This is a genomic window from Acinetobacter septicus (assembly GCF_019355975.1).
GTDB classification, from domain to species: domain Bacteria; phylum Pseudomonadota; class Gammaproteobacteria; order Pseudomonadales; family Moraxellaceae; genus Acinetobacter; species Acinetobacter ursingii.
In genome coordinates, this window is the sequence record NZ_CP079898.1 from 1,365,593 (window position 1) to 1,388,262 (window position 22,670).

The 22,670-nt window shown below is 40.9% G+C and carries 26 protein-coding genes; 5 read left to right on the forward strand and 21 right to left on the reverse strand.

Features of this window, described 5'->3' with window-relative positions:
• Nucleotides 1-48: 48 nt before the first annotated feature.
• From I6L31_RS06515 to pheS, 3 genes are read right to left on the reverse strand one after another with little or no spacing between them, the layout of a single operon-like run.
• The gene (locus I6L31_RS06515; RefSeq protein WP_004993038.1) at nucleotides 49-342 is read right to left on the reverse strand and encodes an integration host factor subunit alpha; all 294 of its coding nucleotides are present in this window, start codon (nucleotides 340-342) and stop codon (nucleotides 49-51) included.
• Entirely contained in the window at nucleotides 339-2,720 is a 2,382-nt protein-coding gene (gene pheT / locus I6L31_RS06520; RefSeq protein ID WP_005002518.1) for a phenylalanine--tRNA ligase subunit beta, read from the reverse strand. The genes I6L31_RS06515 and pheT overlap by 4 nt, the downstream gene beginning before the upstream one ends.
• A 33-nt stretch (nucleotides 2,721-2,753) precedes the next feature.
• Nucleotides 2,754-3,734 carry a phenylalanine--tRNA ligase subunit alpha gene (gene pheS, locus I6L31_RS06525; protein WP_004993033.1) on the reverse strand — a complete coding sequence of 327 codons (981 nt, stop codon included), beginning with the start codon at nucleotides 3,732-3,734 and terminating at the stop codon, nucleotides 2,754-2,756.
• Nucleotides 3,735-3,911: 177 nt separating this feature from the next.
• Here pheS and I6L31_RS06530 point away from each other — a divergent pair, with 177 nt between their 5' ends.
• Nucleotides 3,912-4,955, forward strand: a complete 1,044-nt coding sequence (locus I6L31_RS06530) for a hypothetical protein (RefSeq protein ID WP_005002517.1) — start codon at nucleotides 3,912-3,914, stop codon at nucleotides 4,953-4,955.
• Between the two features lie 54 nt (nucleotides 4,956-5,009).
• On the opposite strand, the gene I6L31_RS06535 is transcribed toward I6L31_RS06530, so the two are convergent.
• The 4 genes from I6L31_RS06535 to rpmI form a co-directional block, all read right to left on the reverse strand.
• Nucleotides 5,010-5,207, reverse strand: a complete 198-nt coding sequence (locus I6L31_RS06535; protein ID WP_005002516.1) for a hypothetical protein — start codon at nucleotides 5,205-5,207, stop codon at nucleotides 5,010-5,012.
• Between the two features lie 123 nt (nucleotides 5,208-5,330).
• Entirely contained in the window at nucleotides 5,331-5,654 is a 324-nt protein-coding gene (locus I6L31_RS06540) for a hypothetical protein (RefSeq protein ID WP_227546625.1), read from the reverse strand.
• Nucleotides 5,655-5,810: 156 nt separating this feature from the next.
• Nucleotides 5,811-6,170, reverse strand: a complete 360-nt coding sequence (gene rplT, locus I6L31_RS06545; RefSeq protein WP_000124858.1) for a 50S ribosomal protein L20 — start codon at nucleotides 6,168-6,170, stop codon at nucleotides 5,811-5,813.
• Between the two features lie 11 nt (nucleotides 6,171-6,181).
• Nucleotides 6,182-6,376 carry a 50S ribosomal protein L35 gene (rpmI, locus tag I6L31_RS06550; RefSeq protein WP_002054552.1) on the reverse strand — a complete coding sequence of 65 codons (195 nt, stop codon included), beginning with the start codon at nucleotides 6,374-6,376 and terminating at the stop codon, nucleotides 6,182-6,184.
• Nucleotides 6,377-6,612: 236 nt separating this feature from the next.
• Here rpmI and I6L31_RS06555 point away from each other — a divergent pair, with 236 nt between their 5' ends.
• Nucleotides 6,613-7,866 (forward strand): MFS transporter, encoded by a 1,254-nt coding sequence (locus I6L31_RS06555; RefSeq protein WP_005002512.1) that lies wholly within the window; start codon nucleotides 6,613-6,615, stop codon nucleotides 7,864-7,866.
• Between the two features lie 133 nt (nucleotides 7,867-7,999).
• Nucleotides 8,000-8,740 carry a TonB family protein gene (locus I6L31_RS06560; RefSeq protein WP_005002510.1) on the forward strand — a complete coding sequence of 247 codons (741 nt, stop codon included), beginning with the start codon at nucleotides 8,000-8,002 and terminating at the stop codon, nucleotides 8,738-8,740.
• A 32-nt stretch (nucleotides 8,741-8,772) separates the two neighbouring features.
• Here I6L31_RS06560 and I6L31_RS06565 read toward each other — a convergent pair whose 3' ends face one another.
• The 5 genes from I6L31_RS06565 to thrS all read right to left on the reverse strand — a co-directional run bounded on the left by I6L31_RS06565 (nucleotide 8,773) and on the right by thrS (nucleotide 12,810).
• Nucleotides 8,773-9,204 carry a YqaA family protein gene (locus I6L31_RS06565; protein WP_171064971.1) on the reverse strand — a complete coding sequence of 144 codons (432 nt, stop codon included), beginning with the start codon at nucleotides 9,202-9,204 and terminating at the stop codon, nucleotides 8,773-8,775.
• 60 nt (nucleotides 9,205-9,264) lie between these two features.
• Entirely contained in the window at nucleotides 9,265-9,885 is a 621-nt protein-coding gene (locus I6L31_RS06570; protein ID WP_005002506.1) for a glutathione S-transferase N-terminal domain-containing protein, read from the reverse strand.
• Between the two features lie 155 nt (nucleotides 9,886-10,040).
• Nucleotides 10,041-10,217: a DUF7709 family protein gene (locus tag I6L31_RS18640; RefSeq protein WP_418655513.1), complete on the reverse strand. Its 177-nt coding sequence runs from the start codon at nucleotides 10,215-10,217 to the stop codon at nucleotides 10,041-10,043.
• A gap of 113 nt (nucleotides 10,218-10,330) precedes the next feature.
• The gene (gene infC, locus I6L31_RS06575) at nucleotides 10,331-10,882 is read right to left on the reverse strand and encodes a translation initiation factor IF-3 (RefSeq protein ID WP_080632311.1); all 552 of its coding nucleotides are present in this window, start codon (nucleotides 10,880-10,882) and stop codon (nucleotides 10,331-10,333) included.
• A 5-nt stretch (nucleotides 10,883-10,887) separates the two neighbouring features.
• Complete coding sequence (thrS, locus tag I6L31_RS06580) at nucleotides 10,888-12,810, reverse strand: threonine--tRNA ligase (protein ID WP_004993008.1); 1,923 nt, start codon at nucleotides 12,808-12,810, stop codon at nucleotides 10,888-10,890.
• Between the two features lie 437 nt (nucleotides 12,811-13,247).
• Between thrS and I6L31_RS06585 the strand changes: the two genes are divergently transcribed.
• The gene (locus tag I6L31_RS06585; RefSeq protein ID WP_004993005.1) at nucleotides 13,248-14,888 is read left to right on the forward strand and encodes an acyl-CoA synthetase; all 1,641 of its coding nucleotides are present in this window, start codon (nucleotides 13,248-13,250) and stop codon (nucleotides 14,886-14,888) included.
• Nucleotides 14,889-14,965: 77 nt separating this feature from the next.
• Here I6L31_RS06585 and yjgA read toward each other — a convergent pair whose 3' ends face one another.
• The 9 genes from yjgA to mazG all read right to left on the reverse strand — a co-directional run bounded on the left by yjgA (nucleotide 14,966) and on the right by mazG (nucleotide 21,662).
• Nucleotides 14,966-15,502, reverse strand: a complete 537-nt coding sequence (gene yjgA, locus I6L31_RS06590) for a ribosome biogenesis factor YjgA (protein ID WP_005002502.1) — start codon at nucleotides 15,500-15,502, stop codon at nucleotides 14,966-14,968.
• 2 nt (nucleotides 15,503-15,504) lie between these two features.
• Complete coding sequence (locus I6L31_RS06595; protein WP_004994657.1) at nucleotides 15,505-15,774, reverse strand: HPr family phosphocarrier protein; 270 nt, start codon at nucleotides 15,772-15,774, stop codon at nucleotides 15,505-15,507.
• The gene (rapZ, locus tag I6L31_RS06600) at nucleotides 15,771-16,622 is read right to left on the reverse strand and encodes an RNase adapter RapZ (RefSeq protein WP_004992999.1); all 852 of its coding nucleotides are present in this window, start codon (nucleotides 16,620-16,622) and stop codon (nucleotides 15,771-15,773) included. Before rapZ ends, I6L31_RS06595 begins: the two co-directional genes overlap by 4 nt.
• Nucleotides 16,623-16,646: 24 nt before the next feature.
• Entirely contained in the window at nucleotides 16,647-17,492 is an 846-nt protein-coding gene (gene panC / locus I6L31_RS06605; RefSeq protein WP_005002500.1) for a pantoate--beta-alanine ligase, read from the reverse strand.
• Between the two features lie 3 nt (nucleotides 17,493-17,495).
• Nucleotides 17,496-18,305, reverse strand: coding sequence for a 3-methyl-2-oxobutanoate hydroxymethyltransferase (panB, locus tag I6L31_RS06610; protein WP_010588722.1), 810 nt, complete (start codon nucleotides 18,303-18,305; stop codon nucleotides 17,496-17,498).
• Nucleotides 18,306-18,341: 36 nt separating this feature from the next.
• On the reverse strand, nucleotides 18,342-18,830 hold the full coding sequence (gene folK / locus I6L31_RS06615) for a 2-amino-4-hydroxy-6-hydroxymethyldihydropteridine diphosphokinase (protein WP_005002497.1): 489 nt from the start codon (nucleotides 18,828-18,830) through the stop codon (nucleotides 18,342-18,344).
• On the reverse strand, nucleotides 18,827-20,281 hold the full coding sequence (pcnB, locus tag I6L31_RS06620; RefSeq protein ID WP_005002496.1) for a polynucleotide adenylyltransferase PcnB: 1,455 nt from the start codon (nucleotides 20,279-20,281) through the stop codon (nucleotides 18,827-18,829). The genes folK and pcnB overlap by 4 nt, the downstream gene beginning before the upstream one ends.
• Before the next feature lie 130 nt (nucleotides 20,282-20,411).
• Nucleotides 20,412-20,873 carry a ComEA family DNA-binding protein gene (locus I6L31_RS06625; RefSeq protein WP_005002492.1) on the reverse strand — a complete coding sequence of 154 codons (462 nt, stop codon included), beginning with the start codon at nucleotides 20,871-20,873 and terminating at the stop codon, nucleotides 20,412-20,414.
• Between the two features lie 15 nt (nucleotides 20,874-20,888).
• The gene (gene mazG, locus I6L31_RS06630; RefSeq protein WP_005002490.1) at nucleotides 20,889-21,662 is read right to left on the reverse strand and encodes a nucleoside triphosphate pyrophosphohydrolase; all 774 of its coding nucleotides are present in this window, start codon (nucleotides 21,660-21,662) and stop codon (nucleotides 20,889-20,891) included.
• 141 nt (nucleotides 21,663-21,803) lie between these two features.
• Here mazG and I6L31_RS06635 point away from each other — a divergent pair, with 141 nt between their 5' ends.
• Nucleotides 21,804-22,592: an SDR family oxidoreductase gene (locus I6L31_RS06635; protein ID WP_005002488.1), complete on the forward strand. Its 789-nt coding sequence runs from the start codon at nucleotides 21,804-21,806 to the stop codon at nucleotides 22,590-22,592.
• Nucleotides 22,593-22,670: the final 78 nt, after the last annotated feature.

Consider the following 22,670-nt stretch of genomic DNA (forward strand, 5'->3'; position numbering starts at 1 on the left):
TTTATAAAAAAGAAAAATCAAATAAACACAGCTCTGAAATAGAACAGTTTAATCCTGCTCATTTCCTACGCGCTGTCTAAATTTTTGACCCGCTCTAAAAGTCACAACACGACGTGCAGAAATCGGAATTTCTTCTCCTGTTTTAGGATTACGCCCAGGGCGCTCACGTTTATCACGTAATTCAAAGTTGCCAAAACCCGAAAGTTTCACATGCTCACCTGCGATGAGGGCTTGGCTAATCTCGTCGAAAAACAACTCAACCATTTGTTTTGCTTCACGACGATTTAAGCTCGTGAGCTCACTTAAATGATCCGCCATGTCTGCTTTAGTTAGTGCTGTCATGAGGCCCTCAATGTCGCTTGATAAGTGTTTTCTAACACTTCTATAATTTGATCCATACCAGATTTAATTTCAGCATCTTCAAGCGTACGTGAAGGATGTTGCCATAACAATGCAAATGCTAGAGAACGCTTGCCTTGTTCAACACCTTGACCCGTGTACACATCAAACAACCAACTAGAATCCAAAAGGTCTCCACCTGTTTGTTTAATTAACTGCTGAATATCATTCACATTTATATTATCACTGATTAACAGCGCAATATCACGTCGAACCGATGGAAAACGTGATAATTCTGTAAAATTAGATACATAAGATTGCAAAACTGCACTTTGATCTAATTCTGCTACCCAAGTTACACCTAAATCCAGATCATTTTCAAGTGATGGATGTAAACGTCCCAAATATCCGATCGATTGACCATTCACCACAATCTCAGCAGATTGCCCCGGATGCAACCAAACGCGTTCTGAACGGACATAATCAACTTGCACTCGCCCAGCCGCCAATATCTGCTCAACTTCACCTTTAAGATCAAAGAAATCCATAGGCTGTGCTTTGGCATGCCATTGTTCAGGAATACGTGAACCCACTGCAATTAAAGCCAAAGTCGGAATTTGTTTTAAATCATGGATCGACTGAGCATTTTGATAATCAAAACGCAGACCAAGTTCGAACAGACGTACCCGATTTTGTTGGCGATTTAAATTGTATTGTACACACGGAATCAAACTCGACAGTAAAGTACTACGCATCACCGCCAAATCACTTGAAATTGGATTCGCCAATGCCAGCGGATGAACGGCTGGATTCAGTTGTTTTTCCAGTTTTAAGTCAGCAAAGCTAAAACTAATCGCTTCTTGATAACCCAGTGTGACCATCGTTTGACGTAACTGATCTTGCTCAAAACCATCTTGATAAGCACTAAATTTCACATCAATCTGTGGCAAACGAATCTGAATATTGTCATAGCCATGAATACGGGCAACTTCTTCAATCAAGTCCTGATAAATTGCCATATCGTAACGATGTGATGGCGGTAGAACTGACCATTGTCCTTGTGCTTTAACCGTAACCACACAACCTAGACGCGTTAGAGCATCTGCAATAAACTCAGCCGACACTTGGTAACCTAGCAATGCATCAACCTGTGCTTGATCGAGTTCGATCGCGTTACGTTGTGGCAATCGCTCAGTTTTTTCAGCTACTGTAATCGGACCAAACTCTCCACCTGCATATTGCTGAATCAACTGTGAAGCACGATCCATTGCGATCATTGGCAATTCAAAATCAACCCCACGTTCATAACGTTGTGAAGAATCTGTATGTAAACCGAAACGACGTGCACGACCTGCGATTGCAAGTGGGGCAAAGAATGCGCTTTCAAGAAAAATATCTTGTGTGTCATCAGTTACACTAGTTTCAAGACCGCCCATGATCCCTGCAATCGCCAATACTTTAGCATCATCCGCTATGACCATAATCTCAGGATTGAGTTCAACTTCCTGCTCATTGAGTAGCATGAGTTTTTCTTGAGGCTGAGCTTGACGGACCTGAATATCGCCTTGCAATTTTGCCAAATCAAAGGCATGCATCGGCTGACCCAATTCCATCAACACATAATTGGTAATATCGACCAAAATGCTATGGGTACGAACCCCTGAACGTGCTAAAGCTTGTTCCATCCAAGCAGGTGTCGCTGCTTTGATATTGACATTTTTGACAACACGGCCTAAATAACGAGGTGCGCCATCAGTGGTCAATTGAACTTGTTTTTGGTCAGTGATGTTTGCTGCAATCGCTTGAATCTCAGGCTGAGTAACAGGCAACTGATTGATCACACCAATTTCACGCGCAATTCCACGAATACTAAAACAGTCACCACGGTTCGGCGTGATGCTAATATCAATGACGTTGTCATCAAGTTTTAAGTAATCACGAACATTGACACCCACTGGTGCATCATCAGGCAATTCAAGTAAACCGTCGATTTTGTCTTCCAGATCAATTTCTGAAGCACCACAGAGCATGCCTTGGGATTCAACTCCGCGCAGTTTGCCTTTTTTAATTTTAAAATCGCCTGGCAATACTGCACCAATGGTGGCAACAGGTGCTTTCATGCCTACACGTACATTGGGCGCGCCACACACAATTTGCAAAGCTTCGCCTGAACCAATATTGACCGTAGTGACACGTAAGCGATCTGCATCTGGATGCTGCTCAACCGTAAGTACTTCACCGACAACCACACCAGTAAATGGCTTGGCAACAGGTGCAAGTTCATCGACTTCCAGACCCAGCATGGTCAGTTGATCAGCCAGAGTTTCACTATCAATCGCTGGATTCACCCAAGTGCGTAACCAGTTTTCGCTAATTTTCATTTGTATAAAACCTTATTTAATCCTGAAAAATGTTTAAGCAAATTGGCGCAAGAAACGCACATCGTTTTGATAGAACATCCGCAAATCATTAATGCCATAACGCAACATCGCAAAACGCTCTACCCCTAAACCAAAGGCAAAGCCTTTGTATTTTTCAGGATCAATTCCTGCTGCCTGTAGTACATTTGGATGTACCATGCCACAGCCTAACACTTCTAACCAACGTCCGCGCTCATCCATAATATCCACTTCAGCACTCGGCTCTGTGAACGGGAAATAAGATGGACGGAAACGGACTTTTAAATCTTTTTCAAAAAACTCATTCAGCAAGTTGATCAATAAACCTTTCAACTCAGCAAAACTGGTATGTTCTGCAACATACAAACCTTCAATTTGATGAAACATCGGAGAATGGGTTTGATCCGAATCACAACGATAGACACGACCCGGACACACGATACGAATCGGTGGTTGTGTGGTTTCCATGGTACGAATCTGCACACCAGAGGTATGCGTACGCAATAAATGATTGGCATCAAAATAAAACGTATCGTGCATCGCACGTGCAGGATGATGTCCTGGAATATTCAAGGCTTCAAAGTTATGATAATCATCTTCCACTTCAGGCCCTGTCGCGACCATAAAACCTGCTTTGGTAAAGAACTGACAAATACGTTCTTGCACCTGAATCACAGGATGAATACTCCCTGTGTGTTGACCACGTCCTGGCAAGGTAATATCAATCGTTTCGCTCGCCAGTTTTTGTTGTAATGCAGCTTGTTGTAACGCATTTTGACGCTCAGTCAGTGCGTTATTCATCGCTTCACGAACAGCATGAATCGCAGCACCTTGAACCTTACGTTCCTCAGGATCCATTTTGCCCAATGCTTTCGATTGTTCTGCAAGCTGGCTTTTTTTCCCTGTAAATTGAACTCGGACTTGATCGAGTGCAGCAAGGTCTTGAGCTGCTGCAATGGCAGCAAGCGCTTCGGTGGTCAGGGCTTCCAGTGACATAGTAACTCTCAAAGCAACAAAGTTATAAATAAAATAAAACTCTGCATTCTAACAGTTTTTAGACACAATGATGAAGATCAAACGCAGGAAAATTGCTGTTCAATGCGAGTGGACCTCTAGTCATACGAATTATAAAACGTATAAGATTGCATTCAGCACAGATGAGAAAACTGAATTATGGCACTTGATCAAATCTGGAAACAACAACTTACTCTAGTCACCTATGGCAATGAATATCTCAACCATGAACTCAGTTTTAGTCGTTGGTTACAGCATTCTATTTTTTATCAGCACTATTTTCAGTTTCGTGATCTGGGTTCACAGCACCTGCTGGCACAGCATTTTCAAGTCTGGCTTGAGGGATTAAAAAAGCAGGGGGTTTACCGCATTAGTCTACATCTTTCCACATTACTCACTGATGAACAGAATCCAAATGCCAATGTGGAGCTACTGCCTTTTGCCCATTTTATTGTGAGTCATGAAAAGAATAAAAAAACTGCATGGATCTTGGGTAAAGAACTTGCCGAATGGTACTTAAATGACAATGACTTTGAAATTCCAGCTTCACAGCAATCAACTTTGCATCAGGAAACATTTTGGCGTTTTGATTTGTCCGATAAACTCTGCAAAAAAATCGAAGCTGATTTAAAAGAATCAGATTGGGATGAGATTCAGATCTTTATTGAAAATGAATTATTCCAAAGTAAATATGCGCAAGGCTTTATTGAACCGCAAAATCATGATTTACCCTATTATGGAATCGACGCCAAACTGGTACAAAAACCGGATGGATCACTTTTGCAGGACATGCAATATCTAGCGCTTATTCCAACAGATTATTCCGCCGATATTGCGCATGAACTTTTGCATCGTACCGAAGCTTTGTCCGACTTTATTGAGCAGTTACGTCAACATCCTTATCGCGAATCTGGTGAAATGCTTACACCTGAAGATCAGATTAATCTGCGTAATTTTTCTCAGAAACTTGACGACCTGAGTGCCAAACTGATTGTAAAGATCGCCAATCATTATAAGTCTGCACAGCGGACTTCTATCGAAATCGTATCCCCTCTCGATCCTCAAGCACAGACGCTATCGCAAAACAAAAAGCCTTCTACCTCTAAAGATCATCAACATCATAAAGTAGGTTCATCGGGAGTGATCAAACTTATTATTCTGACCATTATTATTTGCGCTTGCGCGTATTATTTTGGTCTATAAGGATTTTGAATAAAAACCTAAAGTACGTTTACTTTAGGTTTTTAGGTTTATCTCTCAATAGCTGGGTTTTATTTTTATAATGACTTTGTGCCCACCATCATGTTGATTAACAATGTGATGAACATTTTCAATTTCACCTTCAACTTCGGCATCTGGTCCATAAAAAACTCGAATTGTTTCACCTTTTCTTGGCAAAATACTCAATTCCGTTTCAATTGTACCTTGCTCTAAACCTTCTACGCTGACTAACATGTTTTTATTCTCCTCAAGTTCTCTTGACTATAAAAGTTTCTTTACTGTAGAAAGATTCGAGGCTAAATGTCTAATCAAAGATGTTGGGGTTGTGTAATCTTCAATACAAATCAATGCATCATCTTATTCATCATAGTTTAAATCATCCTCATCAACGTTGATAAAATCAGGTACAGGCGTTTTCTCAAATTGTACAGCTAGAATCTTCAAATCTCCCTGTAGTTTTGCCTTAGCCACTCGATGCATACCATCCATGACTCGACCATCAGCGCTTAGAATGATTGGATAGGTTAAATCCGCCTGTTCGATAAGTTGAATATGTTCAAGAATTTGCAGTGTCGTCGGAAATTGATCAGGAAACCAATACGCTTCATTTAACTCCAAAATTTGATCTAATAAGATTTCTTTAATTTTAAAATCTTTTGACAAATTGACCAGTCGATGTATATCTCAAATATAAGTATCATGACCAACCTGACGAAAATGGTATTGTTTACGCATTTTATCTCTCTTTCTTTTATAATTTTTGAAAAATCTGCCTCAACCATAAATCAACCAATAAAAAAGACCGCTAAAAAGCGGCCTTCTTTTGAATCTCTAAGCTTATGCAGCTAATGCACCTTTCGCTTTTTCAGCTAAAGCAGCAAATGCAACTGCATCATGCATAGCGATGTCAGCTAATACGCGACGGTCGATGATCACTTGAGCTTTTTTCAAGCCATCGATCATACGGCTGTAAGACAAACCGTTTTGACGAGCACCGGCATTGATACGCGCAATCCATAGAGCACGGAATTGACGTTTCTTCTGACGACGGTCACGGTAAGCGTATTGACCAGCTTTGATTACCGCTTGGAACGCTACGCGATAAACGCGTGAACGAGCACCATAGTAACCTTTAGCGCGAGCAAGAATTTTTTTGTGACGACGATGAGCCACTACACCACGTTTTACACGAGCCATTTATAATCTCCTTAGATGTATGGGCACATACGACGAACTGAATTCATGTCAGAAACATGAACCATTACACAGCCGCGTAATTGACGAATACGTTTAGCAGATTTTTTGGTCAAGATGTGGCGCTTGAACGCTTGTTTACGCTTAAAACCGTTTGCAGTCGCTTTGAAGCGTTTAGCTGCACCACGGCGAGTTTTTAACTTAGCCATAGTAACCTCTTTTGGGCACCTGTTCGGCACGTTTGCACCATTGCAAATCGACCTGCAGGTAAGGAAGGCAGTATGATATAGCATCTTTGCTTAAAACAAAAGCAAATTCAATTGAAATTGTATCGTATACACAGCTCTGAGTTTTAATATTTTACCCATCAAAAAACTTAGTTTTATAGCCTTGTTTTAAGAATTCGTGCTTATAATTAAAGCAAGATTCTCAAAATACGATAGTTATGAAACCCAAGCAGGATGCTTTTGCCGCACTCCGATATCGCGATTTTTCCATTATTACGGTCAATCAATTTTGCCTGACACTCGCCATTTTAATTCAGGAAATTATTGTTGCCTATTCACTTTATAAAATTACCAAAGATCCACTCACTTTGGGTCTGATTGGTCTTGCAGAAGCGATTCCATTTATTAGTCTGTCACTCTGGGGCGGCTATGTAGCAGATAAGTTTAATAAACAACTGATTATGAAAATTTGTCTGTTCTTTTCATTTCCATTGCCCTTAGTGCTGTGGGGACTCTTTCACTTATATGGTTTAAATCAAATCAGTGTCCATGTCCTAGCATTAGGGATTTATGCGGTTATTTTCTGTTTTGGTGTGATTCGTGGCTTCTATAGCCCATCTGCGACATCACTTAAGCCATTTTTGATTCCACGAGAGCTTTATACCAATGGCGCAACTTGGACAACTATAGGTTGGCAAAGTGGCGTGATTTTAGGGCCAATGCTCGGTGGCTTTATGCTGGCTTTTTTAGGTCGTGAAACCAGTCTATTAAGTGTTTCCATTCTCCTATTCATTTGCTTCTGTTTAATCATGTTGCTGAAGAAAAGAAGCTTTCCCGCAATTGAACATGAAAATATGTGGTCAAGTTTGGGAGAAGGCTTTCGTTTTATCTGGAAAACCAAGATTGTGCTTTGGGCAATCTCACTGGATCTGGTTTCAGTCTTATTTGGCGGCGTAGTGGCGTTACTGCCAATTTTTGCTGAGGATATTTTAAAAGTTGGTCCCGAAGGTTTAGGTTATTTAAGAGCAGCTCCTTCTATTGGTGCGCTCTTTACCATGATTGCTTTAACCCGATTTCCACCAACACATCATGCATGGCGCAATATGCTACTGGCTGTAGCTGGTTTCGGCATATTTACCATTATTTTTGCTTTTTCAAGTCACATGTGGTTGTCACTCTTTGCTTTAGCTATGACAGGCGCTTGCGACAGTATTTCTGTGGTGGTGCGTCAAACCATTCTACAAATTTTTCCACCCGAAAATATGCGCGGTCGCGTTGCCGCGGTCAATGGTATGTTTGTTTCGAGTAGTAATGAGCTAGGAGCGTTTGAATCAGGTTTGGCTGCTAAATATATGGGAACTCTTGCAGCAACCCTGTTTGGTGGCTGTATGACGCTTGCAGTGGTGATATTAAGCTGGACGAAAACCAAAGATTTATTTCATATGGATATTAATAAAGGCACCGATCCTTAAGTTTAAGGTATGTTTTCACTCAAATAATATGATTTTTCATTAGATACCCTCAAGTCTGCATTTTTTTGTTGCGTGTATTTCCTGAACAGGGAATACTTCGCAACAATGCTTTTACAATCACAAACCATCCAAGATGAAACAATCTATTTTTTGCCTTGCACTTTTTGCAAGTGTATCCATCACCCAAGCTGATGCAAAAGAAAACTCTTCACAATTGGCACCACAAAAAAGCTCTGCCCTTCCCGCACATTTGACAACTCGGCTTGAATGGCGTGAATTTCCAAAGCTCAATTATGACAATGCAGATTTACAAGGACAGGATCGGGCTGCGATTTTACGTGTCGCGGCAGATGAAACAGGAACAGTCACTCAAGTCAAAGTTCAGGAAAGTACTGGTAATAAAAAGCTGGACGATTTGCTCGTAAAAGCAGTAGAACAAGCCAAAGTAAAACCGTTCCAACAAGATGGAAATCTCATTTCAACAATAGGTTACCAAACTTTTAATCTGGATTATAAAGACCGCGATGACTCAACTGCTGAATGTATTTATCATTTTGATTCAAAGAACTGGTTAAAACAGCAAACAGCCAAATCAGTTCCTTTTCGCTATGTTCAGCAACCTACATTAAATGTGCCACGTGATGAACTTAAAGGCAAAGATCGCTTGGTGCGTTTTAATTTTAAAGTGAATAAACAAGGTGAAGCAACCCAAGTCAAAATTAACAAAGGCTCAGGGATTTACGCTTTAGATGCACAGGTGATGCAAGCCCTTTCAAATACTCAAGTGGATGTTCCTAAAAAACTTTGGTTCTTTAAAAAATCCAAGCTTAAAGATGAAATCCATTTTAAACTGGATAAATGTTCTGCACTCTAAAGTTTAAATTGACCAGAAACATCGCTTTCTGGTCAGTGAATCAATCCGATATAAAGTAAATAAATAAACAAATAACGTCCTGCTTTCGCAAAACTGACCACTATTACAAAACGCCAGAAATTTTCTTTCAGGACACCTGCAATTAAGGTAATGGGATCCCCAATGATCGGTGCCCAACTTAGCAATAAGGAATAAAAACCATAACGATGATAAATCTTTTGTGCTTTTTCCAATTGCTTTGCTGAAACAGGAAACCATTTTTTATGTTTCAAATGTTCAATTTGTAGACCTAACCACCAATTGACACACGAACCCAATACATTACCCAACGTCGCCACACATAATAAAAGCACGACTGGATGCTGTTGAAGTACGAACAGAGAAAATAATACAGCTTCGGACTGCAATGGCAACAATGTTGCAGCACCAAAAGCAGACAAAAATAAAAGAAAATACGCCATCAGAGAATCTTTGACAAAAGCCATTACTTTTTATCAAAGATTGAATGATCTTTCAGTAAAAAATCAGATGATTTGAATGGATAAAGCTTTCTGTACGGCTGGGCGCGCAGTCAAACGTTCTACATAATCCTTCACATAAGGATAGTCATTTAAATCGATGGATTGCCACTCATGACGTAATATCCACGGTAAAATTGCCATATCTGCGATCGAGTACTCACCTGCCACAAATTTTTGTCCAATGAGCTGCGTATTAAGTACGCTATACAAGCGTTTAGTTTCAGCGACATAACGCTCGATGGCATAGGGAATTTTTTCTTTGGCAAAGCGACCAAAATGATGATTTTGACCCAGCATTGGACCCAAACCGCCCATTTGCCACATTAACCATTGCTCAACTTCAACGCGTTCTTGCTCATCTGTCGGGTAAAAAAGTCCCGTCTTACGACCCAAATATTGTAAAATTGCACCCGATTCAAAAATCGAAATTGGCTCATGATTTGGGCCATCTTGATCAATAATGGCAGGGATTTTATTGTTCGGTGATATTTTCAGAAAGTCTGGCTGAAACTGATCATTTTCTAAAATATTAATTGGAAAAATTTGATATTCCAGCTCCATTTCTTCGAGCGCGATGCTGATCTTATGTCCATTGGGGGTTCCCCAATAATATAGGTCTATCATGAAATACCTTCTTATCCTATTTTTCTATCTTTAAGTCTTTGTATACGTTTATAACATGTTTTTTAACATCGAATAAAAGTATAAAAAGTGATTTAGTTTAGCAGTGACTTTGCTTAACAACCTTAAAGAAAATCATAAAATGAGAATCTAAATCTTTATCTAGTCAGTCGATGCTGTTTATTCTGATATGGTTTTGCCTGCTTACCGAAAATTTTACGTTCCTGATTTTCTCCGTTTATCCACTCTTCTACAGGAAACGGATCAAATAGATTCACCTTAAATAATGTAGGAATGACTAGGATGAGTTCCTGTTTTTCTCCAAATTTTTTGATACGGTGAGAGTGAGCTGATTATTTTTCAATTATCTATAAATCTAAACATAAAAAAAAGCAGCAACATAAAAAAACGCAGCGTTTAGGCTGCGTTTTTTGAAATGGGTAAAAGCTTACTTTTTCTTTTTCGGTCCAAGTAACATACCCATTTGACGACCTTCCATTTTCGGAGCCTGTTCAACCACACCAAAATCGGTCACGTCTGCTTCAATTTTTTGCAATTGCGCCAAACCTAACTGTTGGTGTGCCATCTCACGACCACGGAAACGTAACGTGATTTTAACTTTGTTCCCTTCTTCAAGGAACTTTAAAATCGCACGAAGCTTGACCTGATAATCACCTACATCCGTTGCTGGACGTAGTTTGATTTCTTTGACCTGTACTTGATGCTGTTTTTTCTTCGCATCTTTTTGCTTCTGCTTCAAATCAAACAAGTGCTTGTTGTAATCCATGATTTTACAAACAGGTGGTTCTGCATTAGCAACAATCTCGACTAGGTCAAGATCTGAATCTTCGGCAGCACGCAACGCTTCAGCAAGTGAAACGATCCCTTTTTGTTCTCCATCTGCGGCTACGAGGCGTACTTCTTTTGCACGGATCTCGTCATTAATCGCAGGACGGTTACTTTTTGCACCTTGTTGTTGGTTACGATCAGGCTGTTTAATCTTTCTTACTCCACAATGTACCGGCCACGTTCGGCAACGGCAGATTTCACTAAGTCAATGAATGCATCAATTGACATAGTACCTAAATTTTTTCCTGAGCGAGTACGAACATTAACAGTACCTTCTTCTACTTCACGGTCACCAAGAACCAAAAGGTACGGAATACGCTCAAGTGTACGCTCACGAATCTTAAAGCCGATTTTCTCATTTCTCAAGTCAGAAATCGCTCGAAGACCATTTTCTTTGAGTTTTGCCACTACTTGTTGGCATGCTTCAGCTTGCGAATCGGTAATATTCATAACGCAAGCTTGTACAGGTGACAACCAAGGTGGCATAAAACCCGCATAGTGTTCAATAAGTATACCAATAAAACGCTCAAAACTGCCAAGTATTGCGCGATGTAACATGACAGGCTGATCACGCTCATTGTCTTCTGTCACAAACGAGGCATCCAGACGCTCTGGCAAGTTAAAGTCACATTGAATAGTACCGCATTGCCAAACACGACCCAAACAGTCTTTTAATGAAAACTCAATTTTTGGACCATAGAATGCGCCTTCACCGGGTTGCAATTCCCAATCCAGTCCAGCAGCATCTAAGGCATCTGCCAATGATTTTTCTGCCAGATCCCAAAGTGCATCTTCACCCACCCGCTTTTCAGGGCGAGTTGAAAGTTTCATTTGTACATCTTCAAAACCAAAGTCTTTATAGACATCCAAAGTTAATTGGATAAAGTCTGCAACTTCTTTTCCAATCTGTTCTTTGGTACAGAAAATATGCGCGTCATCCTGAGTAAAACCTCGGACACGCATAATGCCATGTAAAGAACCAGATGGTTCATTACGATGACATGAGCCAAACTCGGCTAAACGAATCGGCAAATCACGGTAAGATTTTAAACCCTGATTAAAGACTTGCACATGGCAAGGACAGTTCATCGGTTTAACAGCATAATTGCGATTTTCAGAATGTGTGGTAAACATGTTTTCAGCATAGTTTGCTGCATGTCCAGATTTTTCCCATAAACTAAAATCGACAATTTGCGGGGTTTTGATTTCCTGATAACCATTCTCTTGCTGAACTTTACGCATGTATTGTTCAAGAACTTGATAAATCGTCCAGCCATTGGCATGCCAAAACACCATACCCGGTGCTTCTTCTTGCATATGGAACAAATCAAGCGCTTTACCAATTTTACGATGGTCGCGTTTTTCAGCTTCTTCAATACGTTTGATATAAGCTGCTAGCTCTTTTTTATCTGACCAAGCTGTGCCGTAAATACGTTGTAATTGCTCATTTTTAGCGTCACCACGCCAATAAGCACCTGAAATTTTAGTCAGCTTGAAGTTCTTTAGAAATTTGGTATTTGGCACGTGAGGACCACGGCACATATCCACATATTCCTGATGATAGTACAAGCCCATTTGGGTTTCTTCAGGCATGTCATCAATCAAACGTAATTTATAAGTTTCACCGCGAGATTGAAATTCTTTGATCACCTCAGCACGTGGTGTCATTTTTTTAATGACATCATAATCCTGATCAATCAGTTGTTTCATTCGTGCTTCAATCGCCGCCATATCCTCTAAAGTAAATGGCTTTGGACTAAAGATATCGTAATAAAAGCCCTCTTCGATCACAGGCCCAATCACCATTTGCACGTCAGGGAACAATTGCTTAACGGCATGTCCAACCAAATGCGCACAAGAGTGACGAATAATCTCGACACCTTCTGGGTCTTTCGGCGTAATAATTTGTACTGTTGCATCTTCGGTGATTAAATCACATGCATCTACAAGGCGATCGTTGACACGACCCGCAACGGTATTTTTAGCAAGACCTGGCCCAATACTCTGAGCAACTTGCATAACAGAGACAGCTTGATCAAATGATTTTTGATCGCCATTTGGCAATGTGATAATTGGCATAAGAAAATCCTTAAGGAGTGATGCCCCGCACAATGGAGCATATCACCGCGAGATTATGATCGAGGAAGACCTCAAAAGATAAAAACGGTGGATAATATAAAATTATGGCAGAATTTTACACGGGTTAAGAGTTTGAGAAAACAGCTACACTTAAAAAAAGATAAGTTTCTCAATTTTTTGCATTCATGTCTTAGTTAATGAGGACAATTGGAGCATTTACAAGCTCAATCATATAAAAACAAATAGACGCAAAATTATTGCTCGGATTGGTTTATGAAGCGTTTATGATAAAAATAACCACAAGTTTTTTTCATCCAGCATTTAAAGCTCATAGATTGCAACCCATACTCTAAGACTAAAGCCTAAATGATTTGATGAAATTAAACCCCTATCTTTTAATCAACAATCATTAAAACAATGACACGGAGTCTATTGCCATGAATGCTTATGATGAGCTACCAAAAACGGCTGCCAATTTTGTAGCACTTTCACCCTTACGGTATCTAGAGCGCGCCGCTTATATTTATCCAGATCAGGCAGCTATTATTCATGGTGCGCGTCAGCTCTCATGGAAACAAACCTATCAACGCTGTTGCCAATTTGCACATCAATTACAAAAGTTAGGGATTCAAAAAAACGATACAGTTTCGGTCCTACTTCCGAATATCCCTGCCATGATTGAAGCACATTTTGCTGTTCCTATGGCAGGCGCTGTACTAAATACCTTGAATACCCGACTTGATGCCAAAACCATTGCGTTTATGTTGGAGCATGCAGAAAGTAAAGTACTTTTAGTCGATCCAGAATTTGCTCATGTTGCTCGGGAAGCACTAGCGCTGATCTCACAACAAATTTATGTCATTGATGTTGCTGATCTCGAATATGAATCTGAACTTTCCAATCCGATTGGTCAAATTGAGTATGAAACATGGCTGAGTCAAGGCGATGCCAATTTTGAATGGTCACTTCCCAATGATGAATGGGATGCGATTAGTCTGAATTACACCTCTGGCACCACAGGTAATCCAAAAGGTGTGGTTTATCATCACCGCGGAGCTTATCTCAATGCAGCGAGCAATATTATTGCCTGTGGTATGACGCCTCGTGCCAGTTATTTATGGACACTGCCACTATTTCACTGTAATGGTTGGTGTTTCGCATGGACGATTGCAGCCAATGGCGGCACCAATGTCTGTTTGCGTAAAGTAGATCCAGAACTTGTATTTGAGCTGATTGCCAAACATAAAGTGGATTATTTCTGTGGCGCACCCATCGTATTATCCATGTTAATCAATACCCCTAAAGACAAACAGGTTCATTTTGATCATCGCGTTGAAGTCATGGTTGCTGGAGCAGCTCCACCTGCTGCGATTATTGAAGGGATGCGCCATATTGGTATCAATGTGACCCATGTTTATGGACTCACTGAAACCTATGGCCCTTCTGCGCTTTGTGCCTCTCAAGCAGGCTGGAATGATTTATCAATTCAGGAACAGGCGCAGTTACATTCTCGTCAGGGTGTGCCTTATCCATTACAAGACAGTATGCGGGTACTTGATCCTGAAACCATGCAACCTGTGCCTGCCGATGGACAAACACTGGGGGAAATTATGTTCCGTGGCAATATTGTGATGAAGGGTTATCTTAAAAATCCGAAAGCGACTGAAGAAGCGTTTGCAGGCGGATGGTTTCATAGCGGCGACTTAGCCGTTTGTCAGGCCGATGGTTATGCCAAAATTACCGACCGTGCCAAAGATGTAATTATCTCAGGTGGTGAAAATATTTCATCGCTTGAAGTGGAAGAGGTGTTATATCAGCATCCAGCGGTCATGACCGCCGCAGTCGTTGCCAAACCTGACCCACGCTGGCAGGAAGTGCCTTGCGCTTTTATTGAATTAAAACAAGGCATCAGTGTCAGTACCGATGAATTGATTGCGCATTGTCAGCAACAATTGGCGCGGTTTAAGGTCCCTAAAGATATTGTGATTACCGAGATTCCAAAAACCTCAACAGGTAAATTACAGAAATTTATTTTACGCGACTGGGCCAAACAACGTGCCACAGGTGAGTTTAATTAACGTCAATAAAAATGCCAGTCAACACTTAATTTGACTGGCATTTACTATAAATTCATCGTTTGAAACTGTCAGTAAAATCAATTATCCGATAGTAATGCTACTTGCTGTACATAGTTAAAAAGCTTTAACTTGGAGGCTGCAAGTTCTTCTTCGTTTACCGCTTGAGTGATGTCACGTTGAATACGCAATACATGCTGACGCAAGGTATGACGTTCAGAAGCATTATGCAGTTTACTAAATTCATTAATCGCAGGATCACCTTGTTCAATCATACGATCGACCCAGCGCTGTAATTGTGCCTGTTTTTTGAGTCCCTGTTGTGGGGTCAAATAGGACAAAATAACCGTTTCATCTTCATTGCGTAGCAACTTACCCACACGCTGAAATTGACGACGACGTGCTTCAAATGAAGTAATCGTTTGCGCATCGAGCAAAGCATCAATTAAACGTTCATCTACAGGTAACTTCTGGATTTGTTTCGCAGAAAGCTCTGCCAACTGTTCACCTAATGCTGCCATACGCTGCACAGCTTTCTTCTGTTCGGTTTTACTTGCACGCCCTTCTAAAGAATCAAAATCTTCTTCACTGTAACGCTTATTGGGACGACGTGCCACGGTTAATCTGCCTCATAAAATTTTGCTGCGAATAATGCCTTGATTTCCTCTTCTGCTTTTTCAGCATCAGCGCCGTCAATCACCAAACGCAAAGTCGTGCCCTTACCAGCACCAAGCATCAGCAAGGACATAATATTTTTAGCATCGACGAGCTTTTCGCCTTTACCAATCTGAATAGAAGATCGAAATTTCGTTGTCACTTCGATCAGTTTCCCCGACGCACGTGCATGTAGGCCAAGTTTATTAATTACATCAACAGTGGTATCAATCATGACCAGTGCTTCATTTCTCTATGTAAAACCTGAATAGACCATTTTGCCTCAAGTGCCTTTTTTAGTCTATCTACAATATAGACTGAGCGATGTTGACCGCCTGTACAACCAATCGAAATGGTCATGTAATGTCGATGCCCTTCTGCAAAAACAGGCAACCATTTATCTAAAAAATGATAAACATCATTAAACATATCATTGGTTTGTTCACTGGCTTCCAAAAACTCCTGAACAGGTTGATCTAATCCTGAAAATTTACGTAACTCCAAATCCCAATGCGGATTAGGCAAATGCCGTACATCAAACACATAGTCCGCATCTAAGGGAATACCATGTTTATAACCGAACGACTGTAAAATCAGAATTAATTTGTCTGACTGCCCCAGTTTCGAAAGTAAAGTATGCTTAAGATCATGCACACTTTTATCCGTGGTATCGATATGTACCGTTGAGCGAAATTGAATCGGCATCAAGAGTTGTTTTTCTTCTTGAATACATTCATTCAGACTTTTAAAACGACTCGCCAATGGATGTGGACGACGCGATGAACTAAAGCGTGCAATTAACTCTTGATCTTGTGTGGTTAAATAAATCACATCGACTGAACCATGTCGCTGTAATTGTTCAAACACCTGATCAAACTCCTGTAAGTCTGCCCGGGTACTTCGAACATCTACACCAAGTGCCAATTGTTCCAGATTATTTTCATGATCTAGTTTAGACACAATTTCTGGCAGCAATGCCAAAGGTAGGTTATCAATACAGTAATAACCCAGATCTTCTAAAACCTGCAATGCTGAGGATTTACCCGATCCAGATTGTCCTGTGACGATAAGAATACGCTTCATGGCATGGCTGTCCTTTTATGAGTATTATGCCTTAAATTGAACTTGCAAATTATCAATCAGACGTGTTGAACCTAATTTTGCCGCCACAAACAATACGATGTCCTGATTAAATATCTCAATGGGCTGCAAGTTTGGCTGACGTGCTTCGACATAGTCCACAACAAAGCCCGCAGCTGTCAATTGCGTTTTGATACTTTGTAACACATCAGATAATGAATGACCCGCATGCAACTCTTTTTCAGCCTGTTTCAGCGATTGGTAAATAGTCGGTGCAATTTTACGTTGATCTTCGGTCAGATAACCATTGCGTGAACTCAATGCCAGACCGTCTTCTGCACGCGCAATCGGCACTCCAATCACTTCAACAGGAATATTTAGATCTTTTACAAACTGGCGAATCACCGCCAATTGTTGATAATCTTTTTGTCCAAAGAATGCAAAGTTTGGTTGCACAATATTGAACAGTTTCGTGACAACAACTGCAACACCATCAAAATGACCTGGACGTGATTGACCACAGAGGTCATTGGTAATACCACCGACCGTGATATTGGTCAAACGTGGTTGCTTGCCATACATTTGTTCAACCGTGGGTGCAAAAATAATGTCACAGCCAACATCTGCCAATAAATGACTGTCTTGCTCTAAGGTACGCGGATAGCTTTCGAAATCTTCGCCTTCACCAAACTGGATTGGATTCACAAAAATACTAACCACAACAACATCACAGAGTTTTTTTGCTTCACGCACCAGATTCAAATGTCCTTGGTGCAAATTCCCCATGGTTGGTACAAAGCCAATACTTTTACGCGCCGCACGAGCAGCTTGTAAAGATGCCGCCAATCCATGAATGGTTGTTTCTGTTTTCATGAGTTATAACTCGACCTGAAAAGTATGTTCTGGTGCTGGGAAAGATTGATCTTGCACAGCTGCATGGTAAGCTTTAAACGCATCCACAATCGCAGTTTCACCTGATTGTTCTTTCATAAAGTTACGTACAAATCGTGCCACGCGCCCGAATGTCAAACCCAGCATATCTTGTACCACCAAGACCTGACCATCGGTTTGATGACCAGCCCCAATCCCAATAACAGGAATGTTTGGAAATAATTCAGCGATTTCCTGACCCAATTGTGCAGGAACACATTCCAATAATAAAATCGCAGCACCTGCGTCCACCACCGCAGTACAGTCTGCGATTAACTGATCTGCGGCTTCACGAGTTCTGGCTTGTAATTTATAACCACCAAACACATGCACAGATTGTGGAGTTAAACCCAAGTGTACACAAACAGGAATACCGTTTTGTGTCAATACACGAACAGATTCACTGAGCCATGCACCACCTTCGATTTTGATCATTTGCGCGCCTGCCTGCATGACTTTTTTGGCACTTTGCAAAGCATCATTTAAGGTGGCATAGCTCATAAAGGGTAGATCAGTCATGATAAATGCATGGCTGTTTCCACGCCGTACCGCAGCGGTGTGGTAAGCCATATCATCAACAGTCACAGGCAACGTAGAGTCATGACCCTGAATTGCCATTCCCAGAGAATCACCAATCAAAATTGAATCAACCTCAGCAAGCTCCATCGCTTTGGCCATGCTCGCATCGTAGCAGGTCAGGCAGGAAAACTTACGTCCTTCGCTTTTAAATTTTCTTAAGTCACTTAGACTAATCATCATGATGTCCTCTATCAACCAACCCGAACAGGCAAGTTATTTTTCAACCCAGTTGCGATCCGCCACAACAGTTAAAGACGGATGTTTTACCAGTTCTAAATCTTTTAGCGTTTGACCTTTTACAATGAGATCAGCATCAATATCCAACAAAGGTACAATCACAAAATCACGTTCAAGTAACCCAAGATGTGGCACAGTCAAACGCTGATTTTGAATATCTTGCTCAGCATAAATAAGTAAATCCAGATCCAATGTACGCTCACCCCAACGGCGCAGACGTACTCTACCTGCTTCTTGTTCAATACGCTGTAATTGATCCAGCAAATCCAAAGGTTCAAGCGAAGTGATTAACTGTGCCGCTGCATTATAATAATGCGGTTGATCCTGCGGTCCCATCGGAGGACTTTGATAAAGTCGAGAAACCTGAACCTGACCCAAATCTTTTAAACGCTGAACTGCATATTGAAGAATCTGACGGGAATCACCTAAATTACTGCCCATCCCAATATAGGTGACAACACTCATTGAGTGGGTCCAAAAACAACCTGACTCAAATCACGCTGTACCCGTTTACGCTTCATAATTGGGTGATCAGTATTGAGATTTGCCGTCGAAGATTCGGGACTACGAGCCACATGGTCTTTACTATGCGGTTGTTCACGGCGCGCGCGGCGACTACGTGCTTCTGGTACGTTGACTAAAGGTTCAATTTCAGCCGTAGTGTCTTTAGATTCGTTTGCTTCAATATTTTGTTTACGGCGCGTCTTAGCACGTTGCCGATTATATTGGCTAATCGCAGTTTCTTTTTCATCACTCGACAGGGACTGATAATGATCCCACCATTGCCCCATGCCTTGCGTTGAATCATCACCCGATTTTTCACGCAACAACAAGAAGTCAAAACCTGCACGGAAACGCGCATGACTTGCGAGTGCTTCAATTTGTTGAGGTTTAGGATTAAGTAAACGTACCTGCATTTCCCAAACTTCACGAATAAAAGTTTCTGCAAAACGAGGAATAACAGTACGGGTGGCTTGGCGCTTAAGTACGTCTAAACCTGCCTGCGCACGGGCTTCAGCAGGAACAATGCCTTTCGCCAGATAAAAATCACAACGCTCTAAAAAAGGCTTCCATAACAACACTGCATAGAAAAATGCAGGGTTAATGGTTTTACCAATTTGAATACGCTGATCGGTATTTTTTGCGGCACGTTCAATAAATTTGCTGATATCTGGCTTGATATCTGCAAATAATTGCTTCCAGATATCAAATTCGATGAGCATTGGTAAAACACGAGCCAAATGCCCCATCGTGAATAATTTTTGCGATTCATCATATAAACGATGTGGCGATACATCACGTAACAGTTGCGTCATGTCCACATCAAAGATTTTTAAAATCTGTGGATCAATATCAAAATTTAATTTGGCTGCAAAACGCAGTGTACGAAGCATTCTGACTGGATCTTCTTCAAAACGCTGTTTCGGATCACCCAATAAGCGTAGTGTTTTATGATCAATATCGGAAATGGCATCACAAAAATCCAGCACAATACCTTTGCGTGGTTGATAATACAGCGCATTAATTGAAAAATCACGTCGAGCAAAGTCTTGTTCGATGGTGCCCCAGTTATTATCACGCAAGATCATACCTGATGTACTGGTGACTGCCTTTTTAGGCGGCGCACGGAAAGTCGCAACTTCAATCAGTTCACGACCAGAATACACATGTGCCAACTCAAAACGTCGTCCAATAATACGACAACGTCGTCCAAAAACTTCTTTTACCTGAGCAGGTGTAGCATTGGTGACGGCATCAAAATCTTTTGGATTAAGACCTAACATGAGATCCCTAACCCCACCACCAACGATATAGGCTTCATAGCCCGCTTTGGTCAGACTATCGATCACATCTAAGATAGAAGAAGGAAGTTGCGTTGTAGATAAACCACATTTTGACGCGCGCAAAGTTTGCAAAAGACGCTGTCTCCTACGTCTGAACGTAAATGATAAGATGCGCTAATCATATCTCTAACCCGCCTAAAGGGCAATTTGATTCTCTCAATGATTAGGCACTTAGCTCAAAAATCTTGTTAAATCCTGCGTATTATAAACCAAGATTTGATTTATTTTTTTCAATAAATTTTGGCCCGATCCCTTTAATATTGAGCAAATCATTGACTGATCTAAATTGACCATTCTGGTTACGATAATCAACGATCGCTTGTGCTTTTTTCTCTCCAATGCCATTGAGCTGTTGCAGTTCCTGTGTAGAAGCTGTATTGAGATTAATCTTGCTTCCCAATTTTTTTGAAGAATTATTTTTAGATGATGATTGTTTTGATGTTGCTGAAGTATTTTGTAAGCTTGGCTTACCCAAATAATAGTCCGTTGTAGAAGAAGATGCTTTTAAACGCTGATCATGCGCTTGTTGCTGAGTTTTCCATGATTGATAAGATTGATCAAATTGTTGAGCATGTAATATGCTTGAGAATAAACACAAAATACTGATCTGAATCCAATAGAGTGAAAGTTGTCGTAACGTAATCATCTTGTGTAACATTGCCATTTTATAAAGACCTGATTATAAAGACCCAAGTTTTAATTGTTGTTTCGCCTGATCCCAGAGCGCATCCATTTCTTGTAGACTCATCTCTTCTAAAATTTTTTGTTGTAAAGTCGCTTGCTGCTCAATATACGCAAAACGTTGTCTAAACTTAAAAATGGTGGCCAGAAGTGCGGATTCGCTGGACAGCCCAAGTTTACGTCCAACGTTGATCAGAGAAAATAGGCAATCTCCAAATTCTTCATGTATTTCATCGGATTGTTGCGCCTGAAGTGCCTGTTCAAACTCGCCAAGCTCCTCTTTTACTTTGCCATAAGCATCTTCAATCGTCTCAAAGTCAAATCCTAGCTTTGCCGCTTTCTTTTGGAGTTCCTGTGCCTGATTGAGTGCAGGACCATGTTTGATCTCATATAAACGTGACTTGGGTTTACCCTGTTTTTCCTGCTGCTTAATCTGTTGCCATAACTCGCTCACCTGATCAGGATCAAGTGCTGAAAACTGTTCCGCTTGAAATACGTGTGGATGACGACGAATCAGTTTTTCACAAATCGCATCGACCACGTCCTGAAAATCAAAAGCCCCTTGTTCACTATACATTTGTGCCTGAAACACCACTTGTAACAGTAAGTCACCTAGCTCATCTCGAATCTCATCCAGATGGCCTTCGCGAACCGCAGCTTCAACTTCATAAGCTTCTTCAATCGCATATGGGGTTAGACTTAAAGGCGTTTGCTCACGATCCCACGGACACTTTTCACGTAATTCACGCATAATATTGAGTAGTTGTTGCATGTTTAACTCCTTTATAAGTCATCGAAGCGCATTCATTTCAAAAACAGATTTGTTATGATGTGGACTCAGCGCATTGGAAATGCGCATGCTCTTTTAACAAAAATCTATTAAAACCGTTTACCCAAAACAAATGAGAAAAATATGGCTCAAAGTATCCTGATTACAGGTGCAGCTCAAGGGATTGGGGCTGAAATTGCACGCACTTTTTATCAACACGGCTATCTGGTCGGTATTTTTGATATTAATGAGATCCAGAGTCAAAAACTTGCTAAAGAATTAGGTTCTCGTGCCTTCGCAGGCTATCTGGATGTCAGTGATTACGACAACTGGCAGCGTAGTTTGCAACAGTTTGCACAATGGGCAGGTGAACTTAATGTTCTGGTCAATAATGCAGGCATCCTCTACTCGGGTGCATTTGAACATACCAATATCCAAGCCCATCAGCGAACCCTTGATATTAATGTCAAAGGCGTACTCAATGGCTGCCATGCAGCTTTAGCTTATCTCAAACAAGCTCGTTCGGCTCGCATCATTAATCTGTCATCGGCTTCTGCCATTTATGGACAGGCGGATTTGAGTTCTTATTCAGCCAGTAAATTTGCAGTCCGTGGACTGACTGAAGCGTTGGATGTGGAATGGCAAAAATATGGTATTCGGGTTTTGGATGTCATGCCGCTCTTTGTACAAACCGCAATGGTTAAAAATATGGATGCAGGCAGTATTCAAAATATGGGCATTACGCTCACGCCATCTGACGTTGCCAAAGAAGTGTTAAAACTCGCGCAACAAAAAGATCATGTTTTTCGGGCAACGCATACACCGATCGGTGTAAAAGCCAAAGTTTTGTATCAATTATCCAGCATCAGCCCGCAGTTTTTAAATCGTTTGAGTAACTTAATGATCAGTCGAAGAAAGAAACTCTCCAGATAACAGTAAACCTCTCGCTAAAGACGATCCAGATAAAATAATCCGACTCGACTAGAAAGTTTGTGGCTTAGGCAGAGGCGG

Coding starts and splice junctions, on each gene's coding strand:
- I6L31_RS06570 (WP_005002506.1), bottom strand. CDS start 9,885: ATGATAGACCTATATTATTGGGGAACCCCCAATGGACATAAGATCAGC.
- I6L31_RS06530 (WP_005002517.1), top strand. CDS start 3,912: ATGGCACTTGATCAAATCTGGAAACAACAACTTACTCTAGTCACCTAT.
- rapZ (WP_004992999.1), bottom strand. CDS start 16,622: ATGAAGCGTATTCTTATCGTCACAGGACAATCTGGATCGGGTAAATCC.
- rpmI (WP_002054552.1), bottom strand. CDS start 6,376: ATGGCTAAGTTAAAAACTCGCCGTGGTGCAGCTAAACGCTTCAAAGCG.
- I6L31_RS06555 (WP_005002512.1), top strand. CDS start 6,613: ATGAAACCCAAGCAGGATGCTTTTGCCGCACTCCGATATCGCGATTTT.
- mazG (WP_005002490.1), bottom strand. CDS start 21,662: ATGCAACAACTACTCAATATTATGCGTGAATTACGTGAAAAGTGTCCG.
- I6L31_RS06625 (WP_005002492.1), bottom strand. CDS start 20,873: ATGGCAATGTTACACAAGATGATTACGTTACGACAACTTTCACTCTAT.
- panB (WP_010588722.1), bottom strand. CDS start 18,305: ATGATTAGTCTAAGTGACTTAAGAAAATTTAAAAGCGAAGGACGTAAG.
- panC (WP_005002500.1), bottom strand. CDS start 17,492: ATGAAAACAGAAACAACCATTCATGGATTGGCGGCATCTTTACAAGCT.
- I6L31_RS06635 (WP_005002488.1), top strand. CDS start 21,804: ATGGCTCAAAGTATCCTGATTACAGGTGCAGCTCAAGGGATTGGGGCT.
- pheT (WP_005002518.1), bottom strand. CDS start 2,720: ATGAAAATTAGCGAAAACTGGTTACGCACTTGGGTGAATCCAGCGATT.
- folK (WP_005002497.1), bottom strand. CDS start 18,830: ATGAGTGTTGTCACCTATATTGGGATGGGCAGTAATTTAGGTGATTCC.
- rplT (WP_000124858.1), bottom strand. CDS start 6,170: ATGGCTCGTGTAAAACGTGGTGTAGTGGCTCATCGTCGTCACAAAAAA.
- pheS (WP_004993033.1), bottom strand. CDS start 3,734: ATGTCACTGGAAGCCCTGACCACCGAAGCGCTTGCTGCCATTGCAGCA.
- I6L31_RS06535 (WP_005002516.1), bottom strand. CDS start 5,207: ATGTTAGTCAGCGTAGAAGGTTTAGAGCAAGGTACAATTGAAACGGAA.
- I6L31_RS06515 (WP_004993038.1), bottom strand. CDS start 342: ATGACAGCACTAACTAAAGCAGACATGGCGGATCATTTAAGTGAGCTC.
- I6L31_RS06560 (WP_005002510.1), top strand. CDS start 8,000: ATGAAACAATCTATTTTTTGCCTTGCACTTTTTGCAAGTGTATCCATC.
- I6L31_RS06585 (WP_004993005.1), top strand. CDS start 13,248: ATGAATGCTTATGATGAGCTACCAAAAACGGCTGCCAATTTTGTAGCA.
- I6L31_RS06595 (WP_004994657.1), bottom strand. CDS start 15,774: ATGATTGATACCACTGTTGATGTAATTAATAAACTTGGCCTACATGCA.
- thrS (WP_004993008.1), bottom strand. CDS start 12,810: ATGCCAATTATCACATTGCCAAATGGCGATCAAAAATCATTTGATCAA.